This is a genomic window from Acinetobacter sp. 24-47-39 (genome assembly GCF_056783825.1).
In genome coordinates this window covers 135,253-153,116 of record NZ_JBWYIP010000010.1, presented here as the reverse complement: position 1 = coordinate 153,116, position 17,864 = coordinate 135,253, and the positions used below count along the sequence as shown (strand labels likewise).

The following is a 17,864-nucleotide window of genomic DNA, read 5'->3' as shown; positions in this document are numbered from 1 at the left end:
TTCAACACCAGAGTTACCACCACCGATCACAGCCACACGTTTCCCTTTGAACAATGGACCATCACAGTGTGGGCAGTACGCAACACCACGGGTTTTGTATTCTTGCTCACCCGGTACATTCATTTCTCTCCAACGTGCACCTGTAGACAAGATGACCGTTTTCGATTCAAGTTTTGCACCATTCTCTAAAGTTACTTCAACTAAACCGTTGGCAGTTTCATCCGCACCTTTGATGTCAGACACACGTTGTAAGTTCATGATGTCGACACCGTATTCACGAACATGTGCTTCCATTTCAGCAGCAAACTTAGGACCTTGCGTCTTTTGCACTGATGTAAAGTTTTCAATGTCCATCGTGTCCATGACCTGACCACCCATGCGCTCAGCAACGATCCCCGTACGGATACCTTTACGAGCGGCATAGATTGCAGATGTGTTACCTGCAGGACCACCACCGATCACAAGCACGTCAAATGCATCTTTGGCATTGAGCTTTTCAGCATCTTTCGCTGCAGAGTTAGTATCGAGCTTCGCAACAATCTCTTCCAATGTCATACGACCTTGACCGATATGTTCGTTGTCTTGGAACACCATTGGAACAGCCATGATTTTGCGTTCTTCAACTTCGTCTTGGAAGAATGCACCATCAATCATGGTTGCTGTTGTGCCAGGGTTGTAGATTGCGATCAAGTTAAGTGCTTGAACCACATCTGGACAGTTATGACAGCTTAAAGATACGAATACGTCAAAGTCAGATTTGATTTCTAATGCTTTGATGGATGCTAATACTTCATCAGATACTTTTGGTGCATAACCAGAAGTTTGTAGCAATGCCAAAATCAAAGAAGTAAACTCATGACCCATTGGTAAACCTGCGAAGAAGACACGCGGTTCTTCACCTGCTTTTGCAATACCAAAGCTTGGCGCACGTTTATTTTGACCATCAAAACGAGCTGTGACGAATGGAGAAAGTGCCACCACTTCTTCCACAAGTTCTTTGATTTTTGCAGATTTGTCTGAATCATTTAAAGTCGCAACCAATTCGATTGGACCTTCTAGGCGTTCTAAAAGCGTTTTTAATTGAGCTGAAGTATTTTGATCTAACATTGCTAACGTCTCCAAAGGAGTAATATTTGTTTGATAAAGCTATATTAGAAGAAATACAAAAATAGGTAAAACAGTTAGTTTACATAAAGACTATCGAAAAATTGAATTAAAAAATCATCCATTTAAAAATGAATGATTCTTTTATGATGATCGTAACAGTACAAACTTTAACTATATCTCCAAACGTTGAGTGATCGTTTGAATTCTGCTTTTAAAACTACGAGCTAATCCAAAGAAAATAAACATTGCCAATAACATGATAGCTGAGAGCAGCATGAACATCATCTTGACGACTTCTGAGATTTGTCGTGCCTGATTTGCCCGAGGATCTATCGCTTTTGCCCAAGGAGTAATAGATTGACCATACACTTGTTGCTGCATTGACCATAACTGCTCTGCATTAAAGCCATATTCGACAAACTGTTTTTCATTTCTTTCAGCTTGCGCAAGTCGAGCTAAATATGCAGTTGCTAGCTTGGTATCTTCAGGTTTGTGAATCAAAGCCACTTGCGCAAGGACGTAGGCTTGAATAATTGGATTGACCTGTTGTTCACTCATGATGACAGCAATCTGACTTTCATGAATCGATTTATCATAATGACTTAATTGATATTGTTGTTCTAAAGACTCATCATTCAAGTCATATTGAACATAGGTCAAACTTGACCAAATTAAGATGACAGCAATTAACCAACCTACAAACTTAAGCACAAATGATTGAAAGCGCACATAGAAAAAACTTATTTTTTTTAAAAAATGAACAATAAAAAAAGCACCAATGACTGAGCTAAATACTTTTAGAATTAACCAGCCTAACCAAGATATTAAATTAAAAAAATAGTCAGGCTGATGTTGGTACACGTTTAAGACTTCATTTAAACTATGTGGCAAATGAAGCTGCTGAACAGTTTCACTCATGCCCATAAAACCATAAATCATGTCCTGATGAATAAAAAGCGACACGACTGAAATGATGAATACACTGGTACTCAAAAATCCCCATAAATTAAGTATGCGATTTCGTTTGTACAATTCAGACAATCTTTTCTGAATCTCAGTCTGCGCCACAAGATATTCATTGGTTTTATTCAAATTTAAACCTCAAGATATTAGTGTTTTGGCTGATTTTGACTCGAATCCAAAACAAGTTGTTGAAGATTTCCTTGCAAAGCCTTAATACGGATTGATGCCTCTTCACGTTTTTGCATCCCTTCTTTCTGAATACTAATAACATCATTCACTGTTTTAATGAGGGTATTTTGAACATGTTCAAGTGTTTCAATGTCAATCACTGAACGTTGATTTGCTCGAGCAGTATCGACTGAATTCTGGTGTAATAAATCTGCATTTCGTTTAAGCAATTCATTCGTCGCATCATCAATAGTATTGGCCAATTGGACGCTATTTTTTTGTTCCTGTAATGAAATCGCCAAACTAATTTGATTTTTCCAAGCAGGAAGCGTGATATTTTTTATCGCATAAAACTTATCCACCAACATTGAATTATTTGATTGAATAATTCGAATCATCGGTAATGTTTGCATCGCAGATTGTTGCAATACCTGTAAATCACTCACTCTTTTTTCCAAATTGTTTGCTAAGTGATTTAAGTCGTAGATTTTTTGATTGGTTTGCGCATCTTGTTCTAGCGTACTCAATTCAGCTATTTGCTCTTGAACTTCTTGTTGTTTAATTTTCCCTGCAGCAATATAAACCCCTAATTGTTTATATTCATCCTGCACACCATCAAACATACGATCCAATGTATTTACACGGTCTTTTAAACCTTGTTGAGAGGTTTCGATTTCTTTAACTAAAGCATCTATTTGTTCTTTAGTGGAATTGAACTTTTGATCAAAGCTCTGCTTCGCACCTTTAAATCGATTTAAGATACTGCCCAAGAAGCCTGAACTTTTAGCAGGGCTTAAAATACTGTTTGTATTGAGCTGTTGAGCCACTGTAACGACTTCATTTAACTTTTGACCTGTTGCATCCAAATCTTTATTTTTGACTAAATCCAGCAGTTCATCCGTATAAGTCGCCGTTTTAGTCGCAATGTTTTTCCCATATTCAGCAACCGTTGCATGATTCATATCAGCTAGTTCTTGGTGTACTGATTCGACTGCTACAAGGTCTGACGTCGTCAACCCAATTTCTTTTAAATCTAACTTGGAAAACTTTTCCTCCGTAGAAATTAAGCTTAACGATTCATTTTTCTTTTGAATTGGTAAATCAGACATAACACACCTTATTCTTTAATTAATGATTTTTTTAGAGATCGAATCAATTGTTCACGACTTTGATCTAACTTTTCAATATCGACTGCGCCATTTTTAATTTGAGTTTGCTCAAGATGATATTGCCAAGCTGGGATTAATACTTGCTGCGCTTCGCGAAAACGATCCGTTAGAGTTAATGAAAGTTGTTGAGTCAATTGCATTTGCATGAGAGAAATATCATTGTTTGCTTGTACCGACTCTAATGTTTGTATTTTTTTAGCCATTCGCTCCTCAAAGTTATCAAGTGGATGGCGCTGATGAGAAAAATCTGGGTATTCTGTTAAAAATTGTCTTGCTGCTTGAATGTAGCGCGCCATTTGCTCTCTTAAACCAACTGCTTGCTGAAATCGAGAACTAGACTTTTGGATTTCAATGTGAATACGTTGGGACAGCTGATCAGCATCTAGAATGAGTCTATCTAAATCACGAATATAAGAAATTTGACCCGCACCGAACTCCAAATCCAGACCTAACCACTTTTGGAGAGCATTAAATTTTTTTTGTTTTAATTTCTTTTTGGATTGATTCAATTTTTGAATAATATCTGAAATTGTTTCGCTTAATTTTTTATTCAAAGTGGGGTCTATACCTACCAATAGAGCATTTTGTGCCTGCACAATATGTTCAGCATATAAATTAAGTTTAGACGAATCAGTCAATAAAGGAACAAGATCATGCCTCTTAATTGAGAGCAAATCCGAAGGATTAACTTCAATTTGATTTAAGGGTATAAGCTCATTAAAAGATGACATTGGTGTAATTTAAGAAAGTGATCAGCAATTTTTAAATGTAGCAATAAACTGTTCAAAATATACTAATTTTTGCAAAATATTACACAAAATCAAACACAAAAAAAGCCAGCAAATGCTGGCTTTTTTATTAATGAGGTTTAGATTTTCTCATTCTAAGCCAACTTAAACCAATGAGTCCTAAAAGCCCAAACCCACCTAGGCTACCCCCTCCACTCGTACGAGAACTTCCAGGCCCTGTTTCCGTATTTAGAACAGCTAATGTTCCCTCACCTGATGAAGCGCCGTCTGCGTCCAATACTGAGTACTTAAGATCATAGGAAAAGACATCTAAATTATTGTTCAACTGAACTCGAATGTTTCCACCATAGCACTTTTTAAAACGGTCATTAGCACATGGCTCTACCCGATCCGCGATAATTGAAACGGGATTCGGTACTCTTGCAAAATAAATTGATACCTCATCCCCATTAGCATTATGGTAAAACTCCTTTTTATTTGGAGGATTGATTGCATTTCTGTTGCCATCACCAGCATCACTCGCTTCAGCCAGTAAATTTACACTGATTTGAGTCGATTTTTTTGGATTGATTGTATATTCCACACGTTCAGGAACAGTTGGCACGATATTGATAAAATTACCAATTAAATATGCACTTGATGTTTTTTTACTGTCACTTTTTGAAGTAAGCGTATATGTACAGAATTCAGAGTCTCCACTCGGTGTTATGCGACCATCTGTTCTATACATGACTATCTGCTTAAGCTGCGGTTTCCACTCACATTTCAACCGATCATCAAACTTACCTAAGAATGTTTTATCGATATCTAATTTCCCAACTCCCACAACCTCAACTTTGACATCATAATTATCAACATTAAGATGCTCAATTTTTCGCACCTTACCATCAGGAGAAACAAATTCATCTGGTAAATTCAATTTAAATGGATCGAACAAAATTGGACGATATTGATTAAGATTATTTAACTCATTAAAAAATGCTTTTTGATCGGTGAGCTCCTTATTATAATAATCAATCACTTCTTCTTTGGTTTCAGGATCGGCAATAGCATCTTTGAATGCTTTAATTCTATTCTCAGTTGATTTCTTTATTTGAACCAGTGATTCATTTGCTTTACTTAAATTGGAAACAGTCAACTTTAAGGTTTCTATCGCACCAATATCGCAAGTATTGGGAGTCGCATCTAAACTGTTGAGCGAGTCCAATCCAATTCGATTAATACCTCGTTGATCAAGCAGCGAACAACCATCAGTACCAAAATCAACTAAATCTTTACCGCTAGAATTAATCTTTGGAAAAAAGACAGGATGAAAGTTAGTATTCTCATCATTAACCGGTAACGATGTTGAAAACAGATCATTGATACTCAATTGACTAACATCAAGACTATTTTTTTGTGCATTTTCTGACGCTTTTGCTGGTAGATCACAGTCTATAGATGGATTACTCAGTGGAATAGCATTTGCCAATAATTCAATACGTGCTGACTCAACTTGGCTCACATCACCGTGACTATATATACAGGCTTTAGCCTGATTAAAACCTATCACATTATGATTTAAGGCTTTTGCACCTGTATTTCCATACCAAAGCACAGATCGCGCGGTATTGGCGATAATCGTATTACTATCGAGCTTCAAAATAGAATTGGGACTCAAATTTATTTGACCCCCATCTGTTAAACGATCACTAAATTGAAAAATTTGACCTTGTGTATTATTTAATACATTGGAAGAGATTGTATTTGCTTGCAATTGTGCTGTAGGTTCACCACAAAATGAGAATAAACTGTTTGAAGCTGTATTTCCATTTTCGGTAATAGACATACGGGATAAATCAATCTTACGACGTGTGAACACAAGATTATCCAAGCAAGACATTGCTATAACAGCGCCTTGCTGAGCTGTATTACCACTCACCCACCCGACCGAATAACTTAAAGAGCTATCACTGTCATTCAAAAATATCGCTCCACCTCTTAACGCTGAAGACTTTGTGATATTTACATTGTATAAATCAGTCTCACCCCCCAATAGCAAAGCGCCACCATTGGTAGATGATTTACCATTTGTCAGCTCTATATTTCTTAAACTCAAACTCGGTCGATTTAGATTGGTCGTATTGAAAATGCGATGTGTATTTTGACCATTAATTATAGTTTGAATTTTAGTTTGCGCAGGATAACTATTTGAAATGACATTCGGTTTGGAATAATCGACAGGCTCTTTTCCCCTAATAATCACTGAAGAAGTTGGCTGAAGCTCTGCATTCAAGCTATAGGTACCAGCTTCAAGCTGAATAATGTCAGTTTGTACTCGATCTGTATTTCCTTTAGCACAACCTCCATAAGCTCGATTAGTCGAAGCAGCCGTCAACGCTTCTCTGAGTGAACACTTTGCATCATTAGTACCGTCTTCATCATCAAAGGTAGTGACATAAATTATTGTATCTTCAGCAGCCATCAAGGACATTGCAGACAGAACTGCTAAGGTCAAAAAAGCTTTTCTACTTTTCAACATACGATTCCCTTATTATTTTTTTCTACGTATCGCGATTAAAGTCATCAGACCTAATACGGAGATTAGACCTAGTCCCCCACCAGAAGTTTTTACTTTATCGCTTGTATAAGTATCTCTGGGGTCTTGTTTAATGACAGTTGGAATTTCAATATAAGGATTCATTGACTCATTCAATTGACGTGTAGAAACAACGACCAAAACTTTAAAATCATCAGTTCCGTGCCAATTCCCTTGAGGCGTATAAGTAAACTCCCCATTTTGGAGTAGTTCAGCTTTACCTTTACTTGGAGAATTATTTTGTTGGATGATCATACAGCCCGCTTGCCATTCTTCTTTTTTGGGATGAGGTCCGACTAAGGCATCACATTGACTAGCAGGTATTAGCTCACCATCGCCTAGAAAATCATTAATATTTAACTTAACAATTTCTCCGTAAAATATATCTTTGCCAAATCTACCTGAAGACGTACTTGACTGAATCAGTTCGATTGCGCCTCGATCACACAAAATACGATCCTTACGTGCGTTGCCACGCTGATCAACTGTTTCACATGATGTACCATTTGAATCTGGTCCACGATTAATGATCGGAGAATCTGTCAATTGTCGATAACTAGGCAACACTCTTGGGCGGAAATATCCTAAAGCATAGCCAGAATAGACTTTGAACGGACATAAAATGCCAGACGAATTAACATCACATTCACCTTCTACATCAGTCCCAGCTAATAATGTGCGCTCGCCCAGTTGTTCTGAAGCTATGCCCTCACAACCAAAGCCATATAAATTATTGTTTAAATTTGATTGATCTATTGCAGTCTCTACACGACAGTCTCTATTGCCATTTTTTGCAATTATATTGTTAGTAAGCGATGCCTTCTTAAACGGTGCATTAAAAATCAAGCCAAAATCATTAAAGACCAGCGTATTGTTATTAAGTGCAATACCATCCTTCACATTGATAATATAGCCCTTATTATTAAAAATTGTTGAATTGGTCACTTTGGCATAATTGAGATTGGTCACCTTAGTTTCATCTTCTCTCAACACTTTATGGCTATAGATTGCGAAACCTTCTGAATCTGTTGTTTTATTACCTTTAATAACAGAAGCACTAATGTCAAAATCAGGATATTCACTATATAAAACAGCACCTTGTTGTGCTTGATTGATTTCCAATAACGAATTAACTAAATTCACTCGCGCGGAACGAATTTTGCTAGTTTCGGATTCAATAAATGATTCAACATTATAAATCGCACCACCAAAATTTGCTTTGCCATTGATAAGATGGCTTTTATCAAATTTTAGCCGTTCATAATTGAGAATTAATCCACCTTTGTCTTTGCATACAGATGCAGTACAACCTTGCAAGGTAATTTCGTAAAATTCCACACCAATTGCAGCATCTCTAATTTCATCATCAGCTTTAGGACGAATTCGCTCAATATGGAAAATTCTATCAGTACCCTTCATTGTTATGACGGCATTTTTTGTACCAGGAATATCGTCGACAATGGTAGTTTCATACTGCGTTCTAAAAACCATCGGTTTAGAGATGCGAACTTGCTCGTTTAGGAGATATTCTTTCGTAGATAAGATAATATTATCTGTGGCATCTTTACCACCACAGCCATTGAGACCTGCTTCAGGTTTACCCTGATTAATATATTCAATTGCTTCACGCAACGAACATTCATCATCATTTTTGGTGATATCTTCAGTGGTCGTAACCACAATATCTGCACTGAATACATGCCCTGTTGCACACAACAATACAAGACCTAAGCCCCGTCTGAGCATTACCATCTCCTTAATTTTTCTTTATTTTTTTAAGTAGCGAACTTTAATTATGTAGCGCTATTTGTCCATTTTGACTAATCTGTCACAAATTTTTAGAATTCTCAATTATTTTTAAGTAAAAAATTGCCGAGTTCAGATAAAATCTACATTTTGAGTTTTGAATAACATTTAAAAAGCATTTAAGCACTATACTGATCGATGAGCGCGTAGATTTGCTTAAGGGTTGCGTTGGATAGCTTAACTTTTTCACCCTGTAGTAACTTTGATAATTGATCAACCGTTTGTAATAAGGTACTGGTCTGTATCGGGCCATTGGTCAGCAGATAATCAATAATTAAAGGATCAAAATGCACACCTTTACGATCTAACACAGAATGTAATAAGGCATAGCGGTCAGCGTAGGATTGACCTGTTGGCACTTTAACACTCACCGCTTGAGTTAATCTCGACTGAAGATCTGGTAATTCAAGTTTCAATTCAATTGGCGCAGATCTAGATGAAAAGACTAGTTGTCCTCCACCATCATTATTATTATTTATTAAATGAAATACCGCCTTTTGCCAATGCGGTACACCACTAATCGCTTCAATATCGTCTAGAGCGACCAAATCATAACGATCCAATGAAGTAATCGCCTCAATTGGAGCATCGAGCAACTCTAGCAATGAAACTTTAATTGCAGATTTCCCAACATCTAGATATGAGTCACATATCGCAGTTAATAAGTGACTCTTACCTGTGCCCGCACCGCCATAAAGGTAAAATCGATTCATTAATCCAGCATGAAGTTGGCGAACTGCATCAATGACGGGTCCCCAACCTGGGCCGGAAAAATCACTGATCCGTGCATCAAGTTGAGGTTCTATATCAAGTTGCAGTTGCCGCATAAATGCTTGGTCACCTTAAGGTTCTTTATTTTGTTTCTGCACATCGATTTTTTCAGATGTTGCAATATCTTGTTGATTATTGATTGATTGTGGTTTGAGATCAAGCTCAATATCAACCTGATCGGTTTGGATTGTAATTTCACCACCACCATGATCAGCTACGGCAACAGCTGGCGTACCATAAATTGTACTCCTTTCATAAGTGTCACGTGCATGTCGGAGCAGTACCACGATTACAGCTGCAACAGGTAATGCAATCAACATACCCAAGAAACCAGCCAATTGTGCACCAGCCAATACAGCGAATACGACCGCTACTGGAGAAAGACCAATTTTATCTCCCAATAAGAATGGCTGAAGCACATAACCTTCAACAGCTTGCCCTACCATGAACACCACTGCAACTAAAAGGAGTTGAGTCCAATCCATACCAAATTGAAAGAAAGTTGCGATCACGGCAGCAATAATTCCTACTGCAAATCCTAAATATGGGATGATACTTGCCAAGCCTGCAATCATGCCAATAATCAAACCAACTTCCAGACCAATCAATTGTAAACCAACGGCATAAACAATCCCCAAAAGGATCATCACGAGGAATTGTCCTTTTACAAATGCGCCTAGTACGCTATGGCATTCACCTACGATTTCAAGCGTTGAAGCTTCATAAGGGCGTGGAATGAGCCGACGTAAACTATTCAGCATTCGATCCCAATCTAAGAGGAAGTAAAATGCAATAATTGGAATCAGTACAATTGTCCCACCAATTTGAATAAAATTCAGACCAGATTGTGCCAATTTGAGTGCCATCGCTTGGATACTGTCAGCACTATAATTGGTTTGAACATACTCCATAACAGCTGCTGAAATCTGATCTACATCTAATTCTAGTGGCACTATATTGAAAGTATCTGATAACCACGGTAAGAAGCTATAATTTACCCAATGAACTACTTTCGGGATACTGGATTTAGCATACATCAGCTGTTCCCAAATTAATGGAACCAAATACCACATTGCCCATGTGATCACGACACCAATACCAATAAATACCAAACTGATAGACAACCAACGAGGTAAACCTATCTTATGCAATCGATCAACCAATGGACTGAAAAGATAAGCTATTAAAAATGCACCAATAAATGGGATTACGACCGGTTTTAATAAGTATAAAATCCAGAGAAATAAAGCTATCCCTGCAAGGATAAAAACACGGCGTAGGGTACGATCTACCATAGAAACTCGCCTTTTTTAAGATTATTCGTTATGTAAAGGAAAATATTTTAGTAAAGATAACATTTTAGTGCATAAATAACATAAGAGTTTCGTATATTCAGGTTATAATCCCCGCGCGAATGCGGAGACTTCAATATGAGCAACTCAACTTCTACCCCAAACACTGGTTTAAGCTACAAAGATGCAGGTGTCGACATTGAGGCGGGCGACGCGTTAGTCGATCGTATCAAATCAGTCGCTAAACGCACGACTCGTCCTGAAGTAATGGGCGGTCTTGGTGGCTTCGGTGCACTTTGTAAAATTCCTAAAGGTTATGAAGAACCTGTTCTCGTATCTGGCACAGACGGTGTTGGTACAAAATTACGTTTAGCATTGAATTTAAACCGTCATGACACAATCGGTCAGGATTTGGTTGCAATGTGTGTGAACGACTTACTTGTCTGTGGTGCTGAACCACTCTTCTTCCTTGATTACTACGCAACTGGTCACCTTAATGTTGATGTTGCAGCAAATGTAGTGACAGGTATTGGTAAAGGTTGTGAGCTTGCTGGATGTGCGTTGGTCGGTGGTGAAACTGCTGAAATGCCAGGCATGTATGAAGGTGAAGATTACGATTTAGCTGGTTTCTGTGTAGGCGTTGTAGAACAAAGTAAAATTATTGATGGCTCTAAAGTTAAAGCTGGTGACGTTTTAGTTGGTGTTGCTTCAAGCGGCGCACACTCTAATGGCTACTCTCTTCTTCGTAAAATTTTAGATGTAAAAAATGTTGATTTAACTCAAATTGTTGATGGTCGTCCACTTGCTGATGTAGCAATGGAGCCAACTCGTATCTACGTTAAACCAATTCTAGAGCTTCTCAAACAGGTTGATGTTCATGCGATGGCACACATCACAGGTGGCGGTTTACCAGGTAACTTACCTCGCGTATTACCAAATGGTGCCCAAGCTGTAGTAAACGAATCTTCTTGGGAATGGCCTGAGCTGTTCAAACTTCTTCAACGTGAAGGTGGTGTAGAACAATTTGAAATGTACCGCACATTCAACTGTGGCGTAGGTATGGTTCTAGTTGTTGATGCTGCTGAAGCTGATAAAACAGTTGAAATCTTAAATCAACTCGGCGAAAAAGCATGGACAATGGGCCACATTGTTGACAATGCTGAATCTGTCGAAGGTGCAGACGAAAAAATTCGTGTGATCTTCGCTTAATCTGTTTATTGTTATAACATGATTAAAATTGCTGTTTTAGTATCAGGTAACGGATCAAACCTACAAGCATTAATCGATGCAAACCTTTCAGGTCAAATTGTCGGTGTGATCTCGAATAAACCTGCTGCTTACGCACTTGAGCGTGCTGCTCATGCCAACATTGCAACTGCAGTGATTGAACATAAAAACTTCCCAGATCGTGAAGCATTTGATGATGTTATGCACCAGCAACTGCTCGACTGGGAAGCTGATCTTGTGGTTTTAGCGGGGTTTATGCGCATTTTAAGTGCTAAGTTCGTTAAAGCATGGGAGGGTAAAATGATCAATATCCACCCCTCTCTGCTGCCAAATTACAAAGGAATGCATACACATCAACGTGTATTAAATACTGGTGATCTATGGCATGGTTGCACAGTACATTATGTCACTGCAGAACTAGATGCAGGTCAAGCACTTGCTCAAGGCGTACTCAAAGTTTCTCACCATGATAATGTTGCATCTTTAGCAGATCGTGTACATCAACTTGAACATTTAATTTATCCTCAAGTTGTAGAATGGATTTGTAATCAAACCATTCAAGTCACATCCGAAGGCGTGCACTATAAAAATCAAATTTTGAAAGATCCAATACAGTTCTGTCATATTTGATTTAAAAAACGCAGCTTAGGCTGCGTTTTTTAGTGGCGTCAAAATAGTTTTTAAATGCTCAGCTAATTGCTCAGGATGTTCAAGTGGGAACATGTGTCCACCTTCAAAAATACTAAAAGGCACACCAAACTTTTTCCTCACTTTATGAGGGAATTTACGTGCTAAGAATGGACCTTCAGAAGCAACAATTAATTGAGTTGGAACTTTGAGCTTAGGTTGAGGCAGCCACCATAATGAAGGATTGGTTCTAAAAATATCCACTTCAATAGATTTTGGAATCGCCAATTCAACGCCGCCACGCGTTGGATCTTCAACTAATGCAAATTGAATATAGTTATTAAAACATTGCTCATCAAATGCTGCATATAATGCTTTGGGTCGAAGTAATGTTGCAGCCTGCTCACGACTATCCCAGTGATCACGTCGACGTTTAGACAATGCCGCTGGCGACATTTGATCCACTACTTTTAACTTTAAAGACTTTGCAATATGCATAGCAAATGATTCTAGCCCCATAATAAGAGGTGGATCGAGAAGAATAGTTTGACTAAAAAGTTCTGGGCATTTCAACGCAGCTTTGAACGTCAAAACTCCTCCTAAGGAGTGCCCGATACCAATCACTTTACGACCATGGGATTTCTGAACAATATTATCAATCACTTGCTGTGTCATACTTTCCCAGTGTTGATCTACAGGATAACGTTGATCAACACCAAGATTGGTCGTATAAATCACATCGAATTGATCAGACAAAGCATCAAAAAATTTTTGATAAACTTTCGATGGAACCCCGTTGGCATGAGCAAAATGGATCAATGGTTTCATTGGATTCGATTCACCTGCTCAGATTGAATCTGCTTGGAAATTGAAGAAGCAAAACCTTGACCAATTTCACTTCCAAGTCGTCCAAGCACAGAATCAAAGGGGCTACGTTGAATAGTATAATCTACCGTTTTTTCGACTTTTAATTCACGTTTCAGTGTGTGAATACTGCCAATCCGATCTGCGATACCGAGCTTCACAGCCTGCTCACCAGTCCAAAACAAACCTGAAAATATAGCAGGGTCTTGCGATTTCAATTTATTGCCACGACCTTTTTTGACTGCATCAATAAAATGTTGATGAACATTATCCAATACACCTTGTACGTGTGCACGTTGTGCAGGATCAACTGGTTGTGTCATCGACAATAATGCTTTGTTCTCACCTGAAGTCATGGTGCGATCTTCAACGCCAAGTTTTTGCATCAAACCACTCACTCCATAGTTTGGCATAATGACGCCAATTGAGCCGACTAAACTTGATGGATTAACAATAATTTCATCCGCTGCAGACGCAATGTAATATGCACCTGAAGCACCTGTGTCACCAATTAATGCATAAAGTTTTTTATCTTTATAAACCGACTTTAAATATTGGATCTCTTGCCAAATTTCATCAGACTGAACTGGAGATCCACCCGGAGAGTTAATATTTAAAACAACAGCTTGCGATTGCTTGCTTTCAAATGCTTTTTTCAAACCTTTGATCGTATCTGCACTATTCACACTTTGCTGGTCTGCAGCAATCGTTCCTACAATATCGACTGTAGCAATATGCTGTGATGACACCGCACTATCAGTGGAAGTCGTTGAACAACTTTTCCCCATGACCAAAACTATAAACAACAGATATGCGAAAGTAAGAAATTTAAAAAAGATTCCCCAACGTCTTGCACGTCTCTGTTCTTCTACAGATGCGAGAACAGCTTTTTCTAAAATTTGCCATTCTTTTCCGTTCGGTTGGTTATTTGGTTTTTGATTTTCATTTTGTGGTTCAGGCGGCCAAGCGGACATACATACCATCCAAATTAAATTTAAGCTGACATTATATACAAGGAATGAGGTCAAACTATTTATAAGTCAAGATTTAACATATAATAAACCCAAATCACAATATTCTATGAACTTACCAAATTTTGAATCTAATGCCTGAAACCAAAACATCGACCACAACCCGCCTGTTAAATTTCTTCAGTCGCCGTCCGATTCGTTTTTCTCGTTTTTTTGCAAAAATGCTTGCAGGGCTGATTAATACGCTAAAAATTACAAAAACTACGAATACCATCCGCCTCAATATCGACATTTGCTTACCGCATCTTTCTGATGAAGAAAAACATTTAGTGACTCGTGCAGCGGTAAGAAACGAACTTCAATCTTATATGGAATTTTTTAGTATTTGGGGAAGCTCAAACGAAACCAATATTTCACGAATACGCAATGTCACTGGTGCTGAATATTTTCATGAAGCAATGGCTGAAAAGAAAGGTATTATTTTACTCGCACCACATTTTGGTACATGGGAAGTCATGAATGCGTGGTTCGCACAATATACTAAGATGACCATCATGTATAAACCCATCAAGAATGAAGAAGCAGATCAATTTGTGCGCCAGGCTCGTAGTCGAGAACAAGCAACTTTAGTCCCTACAGATGAGAGTGGTATAAGACAAATTTTTAAAGCCCTTAAATTAGGGGGGACAACTGTGATTCTTCCAGATCACAATCCTAAACACGGTGGTGAAATGATCGATTATTTCGGCATACCACTCGAGTCCAGTAATTTAAGTGCCAAACTCATCCAAAAAACTAAAGCCAAAGGCCTTTTGGTCTATGCAATTCGCAATGAAACTGAAGATTTTGATGTATTTATTGAACCAATGGATGCTTCGATTTATGAAGGCACTCCCGCTGATGGAACGTTAGTAATTCACCGTGCAATAGAAAGCCTGATTCATCGTTATCCTGAACATGCTCATTGGAGCTACAAACGTTTCCGTGCAAATCCTGATCTACATAACATTTATCGTATCCCTGCAGAACAAGCCAGAGCAAAAATAGAACAAGTCAGAAAAGCAAGTTAATCTATGGGGATATTCCGAGTTAACCACGCTTTTTGATCTCGATGATATCGAAATTGTACATCTCCGTTTTTATCGAAGGTCATTCGAATGCTGCCCTTCGATTGGGTATCGAGTAGCGGAATATTAAGCGCTTTTAAACGCTCTTTGACAACAGGATGTGGATGATTATAGCGGTTATCAAAACCAGCCGATGCAATGGCAATTTTAGGTTTGGTATTTTTTAAAAAGTCGTAAGATGAACTATGTCGACTGCCATGGTGTCCTAAGATTAAAATATCTACTTTAAGTTCAGGATACTGCTTTAAAATACTATACTCTGTCTCCCATCCTGCATCTCCCATAATCAGAATATGCTTAAAATCGTTAGCATAGGGTAATGTCAGATATATTACGCAAGAGAGCTCATTACGATTTTGACTGACAAAATTTAATTGTGATTCAGCTGGTGAGAGAAATTGTATATTTATCTTACCCAATTGCACCTGTTGATGCTGTCGACAATAATCAAATTTCACTTGCTGAAACCTATCATCTTTTTCATTTGAGATAACTTGATCAATTTGTATATGTTTTTCGATAGCGCGGTATGCACCAGCATGATCTTGATCAAGATGACTCATAAAAATTTGATCTAATTTTGATATGCCACGTTGAATTAAGAAGGGGACAACTACACTTTCTCCAATACTAAATGTATTCTCATCAAAGCTCCCGCCTGTATCAACTAAAGCATTTTTCCCTGATGACTGTAAGAGTATGGATTGCCCCTGCCCTATGTCTAAAATTTCAATGATATCGTATCCATCATCACGTTTAGGCATCAGCAATGCCACACCTAATACGGGTATCCATAATCGAGGGATTACATTCTTTGGCATAAAGAACATCAATACTGCTAAAGCGAGCAAAAACATTTGTGCTTTCGTTAGCGCCACCCATTTCAATGGATTGTCTAATATTAATCCCAACTTAGTCAGCAGCACCAAAAGCACCGATATCAACATATCAGCCAGATGAAATAAAAATAGACCAACAAAAGGAATAAAGCTGAGACAATAGCCCAGTACTTCTAATGGCACGATCAAGGTCCCAATCATTGGAACAGCAACTAAATTAGCAAATGGTGCAAGTAAAGAAATCTGTTGAAATATCAGTAAAGTGAATGGTAACAGTGCAATAAATATTTTCCATTGGGATTGCAAAAGTATTTTAAGATACATTTTTGCTTTATCTAGAAAATGATATTTGTTGATTAAAGCAGTGTTTTGCTGTTCATGAACGATCGTTTGGTATACACGAATCAAAATCAAACATGCGCCGTACGAAAGCCAAAATGCAGCAGATAAAATACTAAAAGGGTCTAAATAGAGCATTAAGCTCGCACTGATAAGTAATAGCACAAAAGGCTTAATCTTAAATTTAAATAAAATAGCGATACTAATTAGACAAACTGACAATGTAGTTCTTAGTGCAGGAATTTCGAGCCCTGAAAAAAAACTATAAATAATTACCCCACATACGAAAGGGATTAAAAGTAAATATGTTTTGGGAACGTTTAGAAAAATATGAGGACGAAAAATTGATACAAGATGCCCCATGAACCACGATAATAAACCAGCAAAAATTAGAACATGTGGACCTGAAATAGCCAATAAATGCGTAATGCCTAGTTTTTTAAATAATTCTTCTTGTTGCTCCGTCAGTAGACTCTTATCACCTGTGAGTAACGCGACTAGCAAACCCTTATTCCTGAATACTCCCTGTTCGATATCATCCCTAAAAGCTAAACGTGCTTTTTCAATGCTCAGGCTCAATCGTGCGATAAGGCTCCGATGCACATCGGTTGAAGATAAATAACCTTCAGAATATAACACCGCTTCACTTACAGGTACGATCCAATCTACACGCATTGTTCCAGCTATATTTTGCTGCAACAACCATTTCTCATGATCAAATACCCCATCTACTGCATAACTATGTGCGGGTCTTAATTTTCCCGTAACTTTATAATAGCGCCCTAGTTCTAATGTCGTATCAAGTTTTGACTCTCGCAAATATAATAATAGCGTTTGAGATTGTCCTTGCTTCTTGTCGATCACTTGCGCACGCTGCTGTATTGATCGACCTTCCTGATCCATTTTCAGCTGATTAATTTTATTGATATAGACAACTATTTCTTTTTCTTCAATATATTGAACACGTTTCTCTAAACGATCGTGTAAGGCTGTTTTTGCATGTTGATGCCCCAAAACAAATGTGATCAGACAAATTCCCGTTAGCACAAGCATTCTTGATGATGACTGGACAATACTTGAGGTGTGAGGATAAATGAATCGATCAGGTTGCCTCATTAATTGTACAAAGTAACCCATGATCAAAATGATACTTGCCATACCCAGCAAGAGAGTTGAATATTCAACTTCACCCTGAAAGCTGATCGTAGCAACACCAATGATCCAAAAGATGAGAATAAATATTAAAAACATCTAACTTTTATGTTTA

General features: G+C 37.9%; 14 protein-coding genes. 3 read left to right on the top strand and 11 right to left on the bottom strand.

Annotation, left to right across the window (positions count from 1 at the left end; translation table 11 throughout):
* The 8 genes from ahpF to cxpE form a co-directional block, all read right to left on the bottom strand.
* Positions 1–1,107: alkyl hydroperoxide reductase subunit F (gene ahpF / locus AC1M9C_RS10630; protein WP_481953658.1), on the bottom strand; the 1,107-nt coding region annotated here is incomplete at its 3' end.
* Positions 1,108–1,278: 171 nt separating this feature from the next.
* Positions 1,279–2,199 carry a hypothetical protein gene (locus tag AC1M9C_RS10625; protein ID WP_481953657.1) on the bottom strand — a complete coding sequence of 307 codons (921 nt, stop codon included), beginning with the start codon at positions 2,197–2,199 and terminating at the stop codon, positions 1,279–1,281.
* Between the two features lie 17 nt (positions 2,200–2,216).
* A complete protein-coding gene (locus AC1M9C_RS10620) occupies positions 2,217–3,347 on the bottom strand; it encodes a toxic anion resistance protein (protein ID WP_481951988.1) in 1,131 nt (376 codons plus the stop codon).
* An 8-nt stretch (positions 3,348–3,355) separates the two neighbouring features.
* Positions 3,356–4,138: a tellurium resistance protein gene (locus AC1M9C_RS10615; RefSeq protein ID WP_481951987.1), complete on the bottom strand. Its 783-nt coding sequence runs from the start codon at positions 4,136–4,138 to the stop codon at positions 3,356–3,358.
* 127 nt (positions 4,139–4,265) lie between these two features.
* Positions 4,266–6,677, bottom strand: coding sequence for a CSLREA domain-containing protein (locus AC1M9C_RS10610; RefSeq protein WP_481953656.1), 2,412 nt, complete (start codon positions 6,675–6,677; stop codon positions 4,266–4,268).
* A 12-nt stretch (positions 6,678–6,689) separates the two neighbouring features.
* The gene (rbtA, locus tag AC1M9C_RS10605) at positions 6,690–8,480 is read right to left on the bottom strand and encodes a rhombotarget A (RefSeq protein WP_481953655.1); all 1,791 of its coding nucleotides are present in this window, start codon (positions 8,478–8,480) and stop codon (positions 6,690–6,692) included.
* 179 nt (positions 8,481–8,659) lie between these two features.
* Positions 8,660–9,367 carry a DnaA regulatory inactivator Hda gene (gene hda, locus AC1M9C_RS10600; RefSeq protein WP_035266869.1) on the bottom strand — a complete coding sequence of 236 codons (708 nt, stop codon included), beginning with the start codon at positions 9,365–9,367 and terminating at the stop codon, positions 8,660–8,662.
* Positions 9,368–9,382: 15 nt separating this feature from the next.
* Positions 9,383–10,606: a chloramphenicol efflux transporter CxpE gene (cxpE, locus tag AC1M9C_RS10595; protein ID WP_481586444.1), complete on the bottom strand. Its 1,224-nt coding sequence runs from the start codon at positions 10,604–10,606 to the stop codon at positions 9,383–9,385.
* Positions 10,607–10,741: 135 nt separating this feature from the next.
* Here cxpE and purM point away from each other — a divergent pair, with 135 nt between their 5' ends.
* Together purM and purN are read left to right on the top strand one after the other, a co-directional pair.
* Entirely contained in the window at positions 10,742–11,812 is a 1,071-nt protein-coding gene (gene purM, locus AC1M9C_RS10590; RefSeq protein ID WP_481953654.1) for a phosphoribosylformylglycinamidine cyclo-ligase, read from the top strand.
* 18 nt (positions 11,813–11,830) lie between these two features.
* Entirely contained in the window at positions 11,831–12,460 is a 630-nt protein-coding gene (purN, locus tag AC1M9C_RS10585; RefSeq protein ID WP_481595881.1) for a phosphoribosylglycinamide formyltransferase, read from the top strand.
* Between the two features lie 15 nt (positions 12,461–12,475).
* On the opposite strand, the gene AC1M9C_RS10580 is transcribed toward purN, so the two are convergent.
* The gene (locus AC1M9C_RS10580; RefSeq protein ID WP_481953653.1) at positions 12,476–13,285 is read right to left on the bottom strand and encodes an alpha/beta fold hydrolase; all 810 of its coding nucleotides are present in this window, start codon (positions 13,283–13,285) and stop codon (positions 12,476–12,478) included.
* Positions 13,282–14,295, bottom strand: a complete 1,014-nt coding sequence (gene sppA / locus AC1M9C_RS10575; protein ID WP_035266860.1) for a signal peptide peptidase SppA — start codon at positions 14,293–14,295, stop codon at positions 13,282–13,284. Before sppA ends, AC1M9C_RS10580 begins: the two co-directional genes overlap by 4 nt.
* Before the next feature lie 131 nt (positions 14,296–14,426).
* Between sppA and AC1M9C_RS10570 the strand changes: the two genes are divergently transcribed.
* A complete protein-coding gene (locus tag AC1M9C_RS10570) occupies positions 14,427–15,362 on the top strand; it encodes a lysophospholipid acyltransferase family protein (RefSeq protein ID WP_035266859.1) in 936 nt (311 codons plus the stop codon).
* Here the strand turns inward: AC1M9C_RS10570 and AC1M9C_RS10565 are convergent.
* On the bottom strand, positions 15,359–17,848 hold the full coding sequence (locus tag AC1M9C_RS10565) for a DNA internalization-related competence protein ComEC/Rec2 (protein ID WP_481953652.1): 2,490 nt from the start codon (positions 17,846–17,848) through the stop codon (positions 15,359–15,361). The two genes, AC1M9C_RS10570 and AC1M9C_RS10565, sit on opposite strands and share 4 nt — an antisense overlap.
* Between the last annotated feature and the right edge of the window lie 16 nt (positions 17,849–17,864).

What these genes read in the sequence shown, in the direction of transcription:
- AC1M9C_RS10620 (WP_481951988.1), bottom strand. Translation starts at nt 3,347, where the DNA reads ATGTCTGATTTACCAATTCAAAAGAAAAATGAATCGTTAAGCTTAATT.
- AC1M9C_RS10615 (WP_481951987.1), bottom strand. Translation starts at nt 4,138, where the DNA reads ATGTCATCTTTTAATGAGCTTATACCCTTAAATCAAATTGAAGTTAAT.
- AC1M9C_RS10610 (WP_481953656.1), bottom strand. Translation starts at nt 6,677, where the DNA reads ATGTTGAAAAGTAGAAAAGCTTTTTTGACCTTAGCAGTTCTGTCTGCA.
- rbtA (WP_481953655.1), bottom strand. Translation starts at nt 8,480, where the DNA reads ATGCTCAGACGGGGCTTAGGTCTTGTATTGTTGTGTGCAACAGGGCAT.
- hda (WP_035266869.1), bottom strand. Translation starts at nt 9,367, where the DNA reads ATGCGGCAACTGCAACTTGATATAGAACCTCAACTTGATGCACGGATC.
- cxpE (WP_481586444.1), bottom strand. Translation starts at nt 10,606, where the DNA reads ATGGTAGATCGTACCCTACGCCGTGTTTTTATCCTTGCAGGGATAGCT.
- purM (WP_481953654.1), top strand. Translation starts at nt 10,742, where the DNA reads ATGAGCAACTCAACTTCTACCCCAAACACTGGTTTAAGCTACAAAGAT.
- purN (WP_481595881.1), top strand. Translation starts at nt 11,831, where the DNA reads ATGATTAAAATTGCTGTTTTAGTATCAGGTAACGGATCAAACCTACAA.
- AC1M9C_RS10580 (WP_481953653.1), bottom strand. Translation starts at nt 13,285, where the DNA reads ATGAAACCATTGATCCATTTTGCTCATGCCAACGGGGTTCCATCGAAA.
- sppA (WP_035266860.1), bottom strand. Translation starts at nt 14,295, where the DNA reads ATGTCCGCTTGGCCGCCTGAACCACAAAATGAAAATCAAAAACCAAAT.
- AC1M9C_RS10570 (WP_035266859.1), top strand. Translation starts at nt 14,427, where the DNA reads ATGCCTGAAACCAAAACATCGACCACAACCCGCCTGTTAAATTTCTTC.
- AC1M9C_RS10565 (WP_481953652.1), bottom strand. Translation starts at nt 17,848, where the DNA reads ATGTTTTTAATATTTATTCTCATCTTTTGGATCATTGGTGTTGCTACG.